12 protein-coding genes and 1 tRNA gene are annotated in these 11,376 nt (G+C 71.4%); 4 read left to right on the top strand and 9 right to left on the bottom strand.

Features of this window, described 5'->3' with window-relative positions; all coding sequences use genetic code 11:
- The first annotated feature begins 196 nt into the window (after positions 1 to 196).
- Both CYQ11_RS05435 and CYQ11_RS05440 read left to right on the top strand, forming a co-directional pair.
- A complete protein-coding gene (locus CYQ11_RS05435) occupies positions 197 to 556 on the top strand; it encodes a hypothetical protein (protein WP_099197708.1) in 360 nt (119 codons plus the stop codon).
- 14 nt (positions 557 to 570) lie between these two features.
- Positions 571 to 978: a hypothetical protein gene (locus CYQ11_RS05440; RefSeq protein WP_099197740.1), complete on the top strand. Its 408-nt coding sequence runs from the start codon at positions 571 to 573 to the stop codon at positions 976 to 978.
- Between the two features lie 36 nt (positions 979 to 1,014).
- Here CYQ11_RS05440 and CYQ11_RS05445 read toward each other — a convergent pair whose 3' ends face one another.
- From CYQ11_RS05445 to CYQ11_RS05455, 3 genes are all read right to left on the bottom strand, one after another.
- Entirely contained in the window at positions 1,015 to 1,518 is a 504-nt protein-coding gene (locus CYQ11_RS05445; RefSeq protein ID WP_099197709.1) for a GNAT family N-acetyltransferase, read from the bottom strand.
- A 48-nt stretch (positions 1,519 to 1,566) separates the two neighbouring features.
- Complete coding sequence (locus CYQ11_RS05450) at positions 1,567 to 2,058, bottom strand: RNA polymerase sigma factor (protein WP_099197710.1); 492 nt, start codon at positions 2,056 to 2,058, stop codon at positions 1,567 to 1,569.
- Between the two features lie 102 nt (positions 2,059 to 2,160).
- Positions 2,161 to 3,327: a glycerophosphodiester phosphodiesterase gene (locus CYQ11_RS05455; RefSeq protein ID WP_099197711.1), complete on the bottom strand. Its 1,167-nt coding sequence runs from the start codon at positions 3,325 to 3,327 to the stop codon at positions 2,161 to 2,163.
- A gap of 229 nt (positions 3,328 to 3,556) precedes the next feature.
- Here CYQ11_RS05455 and CYQ11_RS05460 point away from each other — a divergent pair, with 229 nt between their 5' ends.
- Positions 3,557 to 4,234: a lysophospholipid acyltransferase family protein gene (locus CYQ11_RS05460; protein WP_099197712.1), complete on the top strand. Its 678-nt coding sequence runs from the start codon at positions 3,557 to 3,559 to the stop codon at positions 4,232 to 4,234.
- A 35-nt stretch (positions 4,235 to 4,269) separates the two neighbouring features.
- Here the strand turns inward: CYQ11_RS05460 and CYQ11_RS05465 are convergent, their stop codons facing one another.
- The 5 genes from CYQ11_RS05465 to CYQ11_RS05485 all read right to left on the bottom strand — a co-directional run bounded on the left by CYQ11_RS05465 (position 4,270) and on the right by CYQ11_RS05485 (position 10,275).
- The gene (locus tag CYQ11_RS05465; protein WP_099197713.1) at positions 4,270 to 5,100 is read right to left on the bottom strand and encodes an alpha/beta fold hydrolase; all 831 of its coding nucleotides are present in this window, start codon (positions 5,098 to 5,100) and stop codon (positions 4,270 to 4,272) included.
- Between the two features lie 203 nt (positions 5,101 to 5,303).
- Positions 5,304 to 6,797 carry an MFS transporter gene (locus tag CYQ11_RS05470; protein ID WP_240003155.1) on the bottom strand — a complete coding sequence of 498 codons (1,494 nt, stop codon included), beginning with the start codon at positions 6,795 to 6,797 and terminating at the stop codon, positions 5,304 to 5,306.
- A 74-nt stretch (positions 6,798 to 6,871) separates the two neighbouring features.
- Positions 6,872 to 7,420, bottom strand: a complete 549-nt coding sequence (locus tag CYQ11_RS05475; RefSeq protein ID WP_240003144.1) for a TetR/AcrR family transcriptional regulator — start codon at positions 7,418 to 7,420, stop codon at positions 6,872 to 6,874.
- 118 nt (positions 7,421 to 7,538) lie between these two features.
- Complete coding sequence (argH, locus tag CYQ11_RS05480; protein WP_099197716.1) at positions 7,539 to 8,987, bottom strand: argininosuccinate lyase; 1,449 nt, start codon at positions 8,985 to 8,987, stop codon at positions 7,539 to 7,541.
- Positions 8,988 to 9,078: 91 nt separating this feature from the next.
- A complete protein-coding gene (locus tag CYQ11_RS05485; protein ID WP_099197717.1) occupies positions 9,079 to 10,275 on the bottom strand; it encodes an argininosuccinate synthase in 1,197 nt (398 codons plus the stop codon).
- A gap of 330 nt (positions 10,276 to 10,605) precedes the next feature.
- Between CYQ11_RS05485 and CYQ11_RS05490 the strand changes: the two genes are divergently transcribed.
- Positions 10,606 to 10,679: transfer RNA gene (locus tag CYQ11_RS05490), tRNA-Pro, on the top strand.
- 149 nt (positions 10,680 to 10,828) lie between these two features.
- On the opposite strand, the gene CYQ11_RS05495 is transcribed toward CYQ11_RS05490, so the two are convergent.
- Positions 10,829 to 11,371, bottom strand: coding sequence for an arginine repressor (locus CYQ11_RS05495; protein WP_099197718.1), 543 nt, complete (start codon positions 11,369 to 11,371; stop codon positions 10,829 to 10,831).
- Between the last annotated feature and the right edge of the window lie 5 nt (positions 11,372 to 11,376).

Consider the following 11,376-nt stretch of genomic DNA (forward strand, 5'->3'; position numbering starts at 1 on the left):
AAACAGAAGGGTGTGCGAATCAGCCAAGCCTGTCCGAATGGCGGACGGGGCTGATCAAGGGGCGGACAGCGACCGGGGTTGCGCCGGCTTCCCCGGCCGCCCCAGGGGTCGCGCGCGGAGCCTGGCCGCCGGGCCATTAAAGTCGTCCCATGCCTGTCAAGCCCCATCCGCACGCCCGCACCGCCCGGGGGCGGCGGTGATCGACGCGCTGACGCTCGCGGCCGGCCTGGCCGCCCTCGCGCTGGCCGCCTGGTGCGGCTTCGCCTTCTCGCGCGACCAGCCCACCAAGGACTGGCACTTCATCGGCATGGCCGTGGTCTCGGCCTTGGTGCTGGTGCAGCTCGTCGTCGGAGTGGTGCGACTGTCGGGCGGTGACCGGCCCGTCCAGGGCACGGCCATCTTCGTGGCCTACCTGCTGGGCGCGGCGGCCGCGGTGCCGGCGGCGGGCTTCATGTCGCTGGCCGAGCGGACCCGCTGGGGGTCGGCCACGGTGGCGGCGGGCGCCGTGATCCTCGCCGTGCTCGAAGTACGGCTGTACGACATCTGGGGAGGCTGACCGTGTCGGAATCCATGAAGCGCGAGGAAGGCTCCGGCCTGGACCTCGGTCAGGGCCCGGGCCGGCTGCTGGTGTGGCTCTACGGCGTGTTCACCGTCGCGGCGGCGTCCCGCTCGGTCGTCCAGATGCTGATGGACTTCGGCCGGGCACCGCTGGCCTACGTCCTGTCGGCGGCGGCCGCCGTGGTGTACGCGTTCATCACGTACTCCCTCGTGCGCGGCGGGCCGGCGGCCCGCAGGGCGGCGCTGGTGTGCTGCGCCGCCGAGCTGGCCGGCGTCCTGACCGTGGGCACCTGGACGCTCCTGGAGCCGTCCGCCTTCCCCGACGCGACGGTGTGGTCGGACTACGGCATGGGCTACCTCTTCATCCCGGTCATCCTGCCCGTGACGGCCATGGTCTGGCTGCGCCGGGCCGCGCGCTGAGCCGTCGGCCCGGCGCCGGCCCGGCCACCGGGGGCGTCAGGCGCTCGTCGCGAAGGCCACCGCCGTGGCCTCCTTCTCCAGGGTCACCAGCGTGAGCTTGCGGGTGACCTCCTCGGTGCCCGTGGGCTCGTATCCCCACTTGCGGTAGAGGCGGAGGTTGCCCTCGCTGCGCTGGCCGGTGGCCAGGCGGAACCGCCGGGCGGCCCACTCCCCCGCCAGCCGCGTCTCCAGCGCCCCGAGCAGCCGGCCGCCCAGGCCGTGCCGCTGCATCCTGGGGTGCACGATGAGGCCGGTGATGACGGCCGTGCCGTCGTCGTCGACGGTGCCGCGCACCGAGCCGACGACCTCCTCGCCGAGCCGGGCCACGAGCACACAGCCGCTGCCCAGTTCGGCGCGCAGGTCGTCGAGACTCTGGGTGAGGGGTTCGATGGAGTAGTCGCCGTACAGCTCCGCCTCGCTCTGATAGCAGAGGTACTGAAGTTTGAGGATCTGCTCGGCATCGGTCTCGGCCGCTGCCGAGATGGTCACGCTCATGCCCATCTGCGCACGCCTCCCCTTGTGGGTCGTCTAACGCTCCTTTCCCCACGGTCAAGGAGCCGCAATCTCCGCCATGAGCATTCTGCGCAGGCATCCCAGGCAGCGGGAGCGTACGGGCCCTAAAGATCCTTGTGACATTCCCAACTTCCCTGCGATTTCTCGGTAGGTCGGGTCGCCACCGGAGAGAAGCGCATCCAGCAGCCCCGGGCAGCGGCCGGGGAGGCGGCGGACGGCGGCGCGCAGCTCGCGGCCGGCTTCGGCGGCCAGGACCTGTGCCTCGACCCCGGGTCCGGTGCCGGGCGGCGGGTCGGCGGTGGGGTCGTAGGGCACCTCCCGCAGCGCCCGGCGGCGGGCGGCGCGGGCCTCGGCGCGGACCGCCGCCCGCAGGCGGCCGGCGGAGACGGTGGTGCGGTCCTCGTCCAGGAGCCGTACCCAGACGGACTGCCGGAGGTCGGCGGCGTCGAGGCCGGCGGCGGACGCCTCCGCCGCGCACTCCGCCTCCAGGAGCGGGCCCATCCGGTACAGGAGATCACTCTGCGTCATGATCGCTGGGACGTGGGCCCGGGCCGGCCGGTTTCCGGAAGGCCGTGGGGATCACCCTTGTGGGTGGCGGGGCGGCCCGGGCGCACCGGGCCGCCCCGGGGGTCACCTCTTGACGAAGTCCGCGCGGGCGAGCGCGGCCGTGTCGCAGTTGTCCGAGAAGATGCCGTCGATCCCGGTGGCGAAGTACGTCTTGAACGCGGCGAAGGCGTCGCCGTAGCCGTTGGGGTCGCTGCCGCGGCGGAAGTCGGCGGGCAGGAAGCTGTTCTCGTTGCGCATCGTGTACGGGTGCAGGATCAGCCCGGCGGCGTGGGCGTCGCGCACCAGCGTGGTCGGCTTGGTGAGCTTCTCGTCCTTGTCCCGCGGGATGATCAGGTTGAGCCAGGGGCCGATGCCCTGGGCGAAGCCGGAGACCCACGCCAGCCCCTTGGGGGTGATGAGGTCGGCGACGGTGCGCGGGTCCCCCGCCTCCACGAAGTCCCAGGGGCGGGTGGGGAGGTCGTCGAGCAGCAGGACCTTGGGGCAGTCGACGCCCAGCTTGTTCAGCCGCTGGAGGCTGCCGGGCTCGAAGGACTGGATGAAGGTGTAGCCGTTGCGGCCGGAGCGTCCGTAGCGCCGCAGCAGCTTGGCCAGGCGCTCCTCCAGGCCGAGTCCGGCCTTGCGGAAGTAGGTGGGGTGCTTGGTCTCGACGTGCAGCCAGATGCGCCGGCCCCGCTTGCGGCCCTGCTCGTCGGCCCACTTGAGGACCTCTTCGAACGTGGGGACCTGCCAGCGGCCGTCGTAGGGGGTGTTGTGCTGGCGGTTGCCGGGGATGCGCTCCTTGGCCCGCAGCGTCTTGAGCTCGGCGAGGGTGAAGTCCTCGGTGAACCAGCCGGTGTGGGCCTCGCCGTCGACGGTCTTGGTGGTCTTGCGGGAGGCGAACTCGGGGCGGGAGGCGACGTCGGTGGTGGCCGTGATGTCGTTCTCGTGCCGGCAGACGAGGTGCCCGTCCTTGGTGGGGACGAGGTCCTGCTCGATGACGTCCGCACCGTTGGCCAGCGCGTACTCGTAGGAGCCGAAGGTGTGCTCGGGCCGGTAGCCGCAGGCGCCCCGGTGGCCGATGACGGTGGGCACCGGAAGGTTCTTGTACGAACCGCCGTCGCCGTGGGCTTCGGCACCGCGCGGGGCCGCCGACGCCGGGGACGCCCCGCCGCCCAGGGCCACCGCCCCCGCGCCGAGGGCCGCCGCGGCCCCCAGCACCGTGCGCCTGCCAGGCCGCTGCTCCTGCTGCATGTACGCTCCTCGCTCTGTTCTTTCGGCGTCCGCCGGCTGTCGCGTTCGCCGGCTGATCGTATGCACGTACGACTTCTTCTCAGAAGAACGGAAACGGAACGGAGTGAAAAGTCACGTCAACACTCCGTTTCAAGTCGGTCAATCCCGCGTGCACAGGGTGGGTACCCGCGAGTATCGTCAGCGTCCGCGTACCCGTGCGTCAGACCGACCATCACGACCGGAGGGCCCGTTGTCCCGCATCTTGCTCAAGGCGTTTCTCGGATTGCTCATGCGCGTCCTGTACCGCCCCAGGGTGGAGGGTGCGGAGCACATCGCCGACAGCGGGCCCGTGATCCTGGCCGGGAACCACACCACGTTCATCGACTCGCTGTTCCTCACCCTCGTCCTCAAGCGCCAGGTGTTCTTCATCGGCAAGGACGAGTACGTCACGGGCAAGGGCTTCAAGGGCCGTCTGATGGCGTGGTTCTTCAGCTCCTCCGGCATGATCCCCGTCGACCGGGACGGCGGCAACGGCGGTGTGGCCGCGCTGATGACGGGCCGCCGGGTGCTGGAGGAGGGCAAGGTCTTCGGCATCTACCCCGAGGGCACCCGCTCCCCCGACGGCCGCCTCTACCGCGGCCGCACGGGCATCGCCCGCCTCACGCTGATGACGGGCGCGCCGGTGGTGCCGTTCGCGATGATCGGCACCGACAAGGTCCAGCCCAGCGGCAAGGGCCTGCCCCGCATCGCGCCGGTGACCGTGCGCTTCGGCGAGCCGCTGGACTTCTCCCGCTACGAGGGCATGGACCGTGACCGCTACGTCCTGCGCGCCGTCACCGACGAGGTGATGAGCGACGTGATGCGCCTGTCGGGCCAGGAGTACGTGGACATGTACGCCACCAAGGCGCGGGCGGCCAAGGCGGCCTGATCCTTTCGCACCCCCGGCCCGGGTCAGCCCGGGCCTTACGCCCCGCCGACGCACCGAGGCTGGAAGCCCGGGTCGGCGGGGCCCTTGCGTCCCAGGGCGTTGAGGACCCACTGCGCGACGACCGGGTCCTTGGTGGCCTGGTCGTGCATGAAGAGGTCGAGCGGGCACTTGTCCTGGAGGACGACGTTCGTCAGGTGCTCGGCCGGACCGGTCAGCAGCGCGCTGGTGTAGGGGATGACGACCTCGTCGTAGCGGGTCGAGACGACGGTGTAGTCGGGACCCGCCGGGGTCTCGGTGCCCTCGTTGAGCTTCTTCAGCAGGTCCGAGCCGACGCGCTGGTCGGTGCAGGACGGGCAGAAGGTGTAGCCGGCCGCGATGGCGAGCGGGTTCTTGGTGCCGTGGTTGGAGGGGACGATGCCCACGAGGTCGTCGACCTTGTCGGCCCCGCCGAGGAACTTCACGTAGTAGCGCGGCATCATGCCGCCCTGGCTGTGGCCGACGAGGTCGACCTTCTCCGCGCCCGTCGCGCCCCGCACGGCCTCGACGAAGTCCCGCAGTTCGACGGCGGCCTGGGGGATCGGGTCGGTCTCGCCGTGGCCGTAGTTGAAGGCGAAGACGCAGTAGCCCGCCTCCTTCAGCTTCGGGGACAGGGCGGCCCAGTTCTCCACCATCAGCTTGAAGGTGCCGTTGACGAGGACGACGGGCTGCGGGTGGGCCGAATCCGGCTTGCAGGACCAGTCGTTGGCGCCCTTGGGCGGGATGTCCAGGGGCGAGGCGGTGGCCGGGGAGGCGGTGGGGCCCGTGAGGCTCAGGGCGGCGGCGGCCGTGGCGGCGACCAGGAGCCGTGCGGTGGTGCGCAGACGCATGGTGGGGGATTCCTTTTGAGGCACGGGCGTCCGAAAGTGGACACCCTCGTCCGAACCTCGTTCGACAATGTCGACCGGTGGACGAGATGTTCACCCCGGCATCAGGAACTCGTCAAGGGAGTTACTTGCCGGTAAACATCACACGGGCCGGGGCTTGCCAGCCCCGGCCCGTGTGCGGTTTGCTCATCTGAGCCCGGCGTCGCTCAGTGCCGGGTCGGTCCGCCGTACCCTTCTTCCAGCTGCTGGCCGCGCAGCAGGAACCAGGCGGCCACGGCCGTGCCCAGCAGCACCACCGCGCCCACCCCGGAGGCGATGCGCAGTCCATCGACGAACGCGTCCTGCGCCGAGGCCAGCAGCGCCGCCCCGGTGTCGGCCGGCAGCTGTGTCGTCGTCTCGACCGCGCCGCCCAGGGACTCGTGGGCCTCGGCCGCGGCCTGGGCCGGGACGCCCTGGGGCACGGTGAAGTCGCGGTAGACGCCCGTGACGATCGAGCCGAGCACAGCGATGCCGAGCGCGGCACCCAGTTCGTACGCCGTCTCCGAGACGGCCGACGCCGAGCCCGCCTGCTCCTTGGGCACGCTGGAGAGGATGACGTCGGCGGTGACGGTGAAGGAGAAGCCCGCGCCGATGCCCACGACGAGCAGGACGGTGCCGAGCACCGGATAGGCCGTGTCGCTGCTCAGGCCCACGAGCACCGCCAGGGACACCCCGATCGCGGCGAGCCCGCCCGCCACCACCGACCGCACCGAGAACCGCCGGGCGGCCTGGCCGGCCAGGAGCCCCGCCGTCACCGCGCCGATGGCCGCGGGCAGTTCCGCCAGACCCGCCTCCAGGGGGCTGCGGTCCTGCACCAGCTGGAGGAACTGCGAGAGGAAGAAGACCAACCCGGAGAGCCCCAGGACCGTCAGCAGGTCCGCCATCACCGCGCCCGAGAAGCCCCCGTGGTGGAAGAGCCGCATGTCCAGCAGCGGCGCGGGCAGCTTCAGCTGGCGCCGGACGAACCACACCAGGGCCAGCAGGCCGACCGCGGACGCCACAGCGATCGGCCAGGTGAACCCGTGGGTGGCACCCTCCTTGATCGCGTAGACGAGCGCCACGATGCCGATCATCGACAGGGCCACGCTCAGCAGGTCCCACGGCCCGGGGGCCGGGTCGCGGGACTCGGGCAGCAGCTTGATGCCGACGAGGACGAGCACGGCCATGACCGGCAGGTTGATCAGGAAGACCGAGCCCCACCAGTAGTTCTCCAGCAGGAAGCCGCCCACGACCGGGCCGACGGCCGCGCCCGCCGACGCCATGGCACCCCAGATGCCGATGGCCAGGCTGCGCTCCCGCGGGTCGTGGAAGAGGTTGCGGATCAACGCGAGCGTGGAGGGCATGAGCGTCGCGCCCGCCACGCCCAGCAGGGCACGGGCGGCGATCATCATCTCGGGGCTGGTGGCGTAGGCGTTGAGCACGGAGACCGCGCCGAAGGCCACGGCACCGCTCAGCAGGAGCCGCTTGCGGCCGATGCGGTCACCGAGGCTGCCCATCGAGACCAGCAGGCCGGCGATGACGAAGGAGTAGATGTCGCCGATCCACAGCAGCTGGGTGCCGGTCGGCTGCAGGTCCTCGCTGAGGTAGGGGGTCGCGAGGCCGAGGACGGTGGCGTCGACGGCGACCAGCAGGACGGCCAGGGCGAGGACGGCCAGGGCCAGCCAGCGCCCGGGGCGCGGCGCCTCCGCCTCGTGCGGCGCCCGGGCGCCGGGCGACGTGGTGCCGGTGCCGCCGCTCACCGCTCCGCCCTCCGCAGGGCGCCGCCGAGCAGCAGCTCGGAGACCATGCGGGTGAGGTCCTTCGCGGCCACCCGCCCATCGTGCACGGCCCACGCCCCCGAGGCGATCAGCCCGTACAGCGCGTCGGTGAGCCAGGCGGGTGACAGGTCGATGCGGAAGGCACCCTGCTCCTGGCCGCGCGCGAAGAGGGCGTGGACGCGGGCGTCGAGGCGGTTCCAGCCCTCGTCCATCTCGCCTTCGAAGAGCTGGTTCTCGGAGTAGAGGAAGGACAACAGGCCGGCCACGGGCTCGGCGCGGGCGATCAGCCGGCGGACCGCTTCGGCCGCGTCGCCCTCCTCCAGACGGGCCTCGTCCAGGGCGCGCTCGAACTGCTCGATGCCGAGCTGTTCGAGGGCACGGACGAGCGCGTCGCGCCCGGCGAAGTGGCGGTGGAGGGTGGCACGGCTGATGCCGGCGGCCTTGGCGATCTCGTCCATGGAGGCGGTGGCCTTGCGGGTGAGCAGGGCTGCGGCTGCCGTCAGTACACGTTCGCGGTCGAGGCTCATGAGACGACGATAACCCGAGTGAGACATTGATGTCTCATTCGGGTCAGCGTCGTTTCATGATCAGCGGGGTGGGTGCCTCCTCGGTGGCAGGAGGCCGGCGCGCGGGGCGCCGGCGGCCTCAGTCGCGCCGCGCGTCGGCCCACTGCCGCTGGACCGCGAGGTCCGCCTTGACCTCCTGGAGCTGCACGGCCACGGCGGAGGGTGCCGTGCCGCCCCGTCCGCTGCGGGACGCGAGCGCCCCGGGGACGCTGAGGACCGTACGGACCTCGGGCGTCAGGTGCGGCGAGATCTTCGCGAACTGCTCGTCGGTCAGCCCGTCCAGCTCGATGCCGCGAGCCTCGCACTCCTTGACGCACTCCCCCGCGACCTCGTGCGCCACACGGAAGGGCACGCCCTTCTTGACCAGCCACTCCGCGATGTCGGTGGCCAGCGAGAAGCCGGCGGGGGCCAGCTCCTCCATCCGGGCGCGGTGGACGGTGAGGGTGGCCATCATCCCGGTGAAGGCCGGCAGCAGGACCTCCAGCTGGTCGCAGGAGTCGAAGACCGGCTCCTTGTCCTCCTGGAGATCGCGGTTGTACGCGAGCGGCAGCGCCTTGAGCGTGGCCAGCAGCCCGGTCAGATTGCCGATCAGCCGGCCCGACTTGCCGCGCGCCAGCTCGGCGATGTCCGGGTTCTTCTTCTGCGGCATGATCGAGGAGCCGGTGGAGAACGCGTCGTGGAGGGTCACGAAGGAGAACTCCTTCGTGTTCCAGATGATGACCTCCTCCGCGATCCGCGACAGGTCGACCCCGATCATCGCCGTGATGAAGGCGAACTCCGCGACGAAGTCCCGCGAGGCCGTGCCGTCGATGGAGTTCCCGGAGCTGCCGCGCTCGAACCCGAGGTCGGCGGCCACCGCCTCCGGGTCCAGCCCGAGGGACGACCCCGCCAGGGCGCCCGAACCGTAGGGCGAGACGGCCGTGCGCTCGTCCCACTGCCGCAGCCGCTCCGCGTCCCGGGAGAGCGCCTGGACGTGGGCGAGGACGTGGTGGGCGAAGAGCACGGGCTGGGCGTGCTGGAGGTGCGTACGCCCCGGCATGGCGACGTCGGGGTGCGCCTCCGCCAGCCCGACCAGCGCCTCCTGGAGGTCGGCGACGAGCCCGCCGATGACGCGGGCGTGGTCGCGCAGGTACATCCGGAAGAGCGTGGCGACCTGGTCGTTGCGCGAGCGCCCGGCCCGCAGCTTGCCGCCCAGCTCGGGACCGAGCCGCTCCAGCAGGCCGCGCTCGAGGGCGGTGTGGACGTCCTCGTCGGCGATGGTGCCGACGAAGGTGCCCGCCGCGACGTCGGCCTCCAGCAGCCCGAGCCCCTCGATCATGCGCTGGAGCTCGTCGTCGGTCAGCAGCCCGGCCTTGCGCAGGACGCGGGCGTGGGCGCGGGAGCCGGCGATGTCGTAGGGAGCGAGCCGCCAGTCGAAGTGGACGGAGGCGGAGAGCTTGGCCAGCGCCTCGGCGGGGCCGTCGGCGAACCGGCCGCCCCACAGACGTACGTCGCCGCCTGCTGCCTGGCTCTGCGGACCCGATGTCATCGTGCTGCTCCTCTGCGTGGCGCGGTGCTGGAAGCCTCCCCGGCCGCGGCGGGCCGGGGAGGCGGAGGGACGTCGGTGCGGACCAGCCGGGCTAGTGGGCCAGGTCCCGCTTGGCGGCGATCTTCGAAGACAGGCCGAAGATCTCGATGAAGCCCTTCGACATGGACTGGTCGAACGTGTCACCCGTGTCGTAGGTGGCGAGGTTGAAGTCGTAGAGCGACTTCTCGGACTTCCGGCCCGTGACCACGGCCCGGCCGCCGTGCAGCGTCATCCGGATGTCACCGGAGACGTGCTCGTTGGCCTCGGCGATGAAACCGTCCAGCGCCCGCTTGAGCGGCGAGAACCACAGGCCGTCGTAGACCAGCTCGGTCCACCGCTGCTCGACCTGCCGCTTGAAGCGGGCCAGCTCGCGCTCGACGGTGACGGCCTCCAGCTCCTGGTGCGCGGTGATCAGCGCGATCGCGCCGGGCGCCTCGTAGATCTCCCGGGACTTGATGCCCACGAGCCGGTCCTCGACCATGTCGAGCCGGCCGACGCCCTGCCCACCTGCCCGCTCGTTGAGCTGCTGGATGGCCTGGAGCACGGTGACGGGCTTGCCGTCGAGGGCGACGGGCACGCCCCGCTCGAAGGTGATGACCACCTCGTCGGCCTCCCGGGGGGTGGCCGGGTTGGCGGTGTAGTCGTAGACGTCCTCGATCGGCGCGTTCCAGATGTCCTCCAGGAAGCCGGTCTCGACGGCCCGCCCGAAGACGTTCTGGTCGATGGAGTACGGCGACTTCTTGGTGGTCGCGATGGGCAGGCCCTTGGCCTCGCAGAAGGCGATGGCCTTGTCCCGGGTCATGGCGTAGTCCCGGACGGGGGCGATGCACTTCAGCTCGGGGGCGAGGGAGGAGATGCCCGCCTCGAACCGCACCTGGTCGTTGCCCTTGCCGGTGCAGCCGTGGGCGACGGTGGACGCGCCGTGCTTCTGGGCGGCGGCGACGAGGTGCTTGACGATGGTCGGCCGGGAGAGGGCGGAGACCAGCGGGTAGCGGTCCATGTACAGGGCGTTGGCCTTGATCGCGGGGAGGCAGTACTCCTCGGCGAACTCGTCCTTGGCGTCGGCGACCTCCGCCTCCACCGCACCGCAGGCGAGAGCGCGCTTGCGGATGACGTCCAGGTCCTCGCCGCCCTGACCGACATCCACGGCGACGGCGATGACCTCGGCGCCCGTCTCCTCGGCGATCCAGCCGATGGCGACGGAGGTGTCAAGGCCGCCGGAATAGGCGAGTACGACGCGCTCGGTCACGGGGGTTCTCCTTACGGTGCGATGCGCTTTCCATGCGCTGATGGGTATAACTATGCACTGCGCCGTATGTTTCGTCAACAACGCACGAGAGTGAACCGGTCCCGGGTGCGCGGTACGGGCGTGACGGCGACGCGCTCGCCGAGAAGGCCCCGGGGAACGGGAGGGTGAGGGGCGTGGCCGTCCACGAACGGCAACGAGGGCGGCATCCCGGCGGACACGCCCACGCGCGGGAGCGGACCCCCGCCCGGACCCCGGATTTGGATCAGGGCCACCGCAGGGGTTATTTTCTTTCTGCACGCCCCACCGGGAACGCCCGGAGGGAAACGGCACCGGGACGTGGCGCAGCTTGGTAGCGCACTTGACTGGGGGTCAAGGGGTCGTGGGTTCAAATCCCGCCGTCCCGACGGTGCAGTAAAGCTCAGCGGCCCGAGGGTTTCCCTCGGACCGCTGGGCTTTTTCGCGCTCCTGTGTGCGGGTCTCCGTGCGCGGGCGCGAGCCCGGCGGTGAAGGCGGCGGCGGTGTCCCCCGCGGCCTCACCCCGAAGCGTCCGCCCTCACCGCTCCTTCTGCGCCAGCCTCAGCAGGTGGTCCGCCAGGGCCTGGCCGCCCGCCGGGTCGCGGCTGATGAGCAGGAGGGTGTCGTCGCCGGCGATCGTGCCGATGATCTCGTGCACCCCCGCCTGGTCGATCGCCGAGGCGAAGAACTGCGCCGCGCCCGGCGGCGTGCGCAGCACGACGAGGTTGGCGGACGCCTCCGCCGAGATCAGCAGTTCGGCGGCCAGGCGGCCCATGCGGGCCTCGCTGGCGGACTCGCCGAGGGGGGCGCGGGGGGTGCGGTCCCCGCCCTCGGAGGGGACGGCGTAGATCAGCTCTCCGCCGGTGTTGCGGATCTTGACCGCACCGAGTTCGTCGAGGTCGCGGGAGAGGGTCGCCTGGGTGACGGTGAGACCGTCGTCGGCGAGCAGCTTGGCGAGCTGGCTCTGGGATCGCACGGCTTGCCGGTTGAGGATGTCCACGATCCGGCGGTGGCGTGCGGTGCGGGTCTGTGGCACGGCCGGTCCGCCATGGACCGGCTCGGTCTCCTGCGCCTCGGTCATCGTGT

The organism is Streptomyces cinnamoneus, from assembly GCF_002939475.1.
Classification (GTDB): Bacteria; Actinomycetota; Actinomycetes; order Streptomycetales; family Streptomycetaceae; genus Streptomyces; species Streptomyces cinnamoneus_A.

What these genes read in the sequence shown, in the direction of transcription:
- argH (WP_099197716.1), bottom strand. Translation starts at nt 8,987, where the DNA reads ATGACATCGGGTCCGCAGAGCCAGGCAGCAGGCGGCGACGTACGTCTG.
- CYQ11_RS05450 (WP_099197710.1), bottom strand. Translation starts at nt 2,058, where the DNA reads ATGACGCAGAGTGATCTCCTGTACCGGATGGGCCCGCTCCTGGAGGCG.
- CYQ11_RS05495 (WP_099197718.1), bottom strand. Translation starts at nt 11,371, where the DNA reads ATGACCGAGGCGCAGGAGACCGAGCCGGTCCATGGCGGACCGGCCGTG.
- CYQ11_RS05445 (WP_099197709.1), bottom strand. Translation starts at nt 1,518, where the DNA reads ATGGGCATGAGCGTGACCATCTCGGCAGCGGCCGAGACCGATGCCGAG.
- CYQ11_RS05455 (WP_099197711.1), bottom strand. Translation starts at nt 3,327, where the DNA reads ATGCAGCAGGAGCAGCGGCCTGGCAGGCGCACGGTGCTGGGGGCCGCG.
- CYQ11_RS05465 (WP_099197713.1), bottom strand. Translation starts at nt 5,100, where the DNA reads ATGCGTCTGCGCACCACCGCACGGCTCCTGGTCGCCGCCACGGCCGCC.
- CYQ11_RS05440 (WP_099197740.1), top strand. Translation starts at nt 571, where the DNA reads ATGAAGCGCGAGGAAGGCTCCGGCCTGGACCTCGGTCAGGGCCCGGGC.
- CYQ11_RS05475 (WP_240003144.1), bottom strand. Translation starts at nt 7,420, where the DNA reads ATGAGCCTCGACCGCGAACGTGTACTGACGGCAGCCGCAGCCCTGCTC.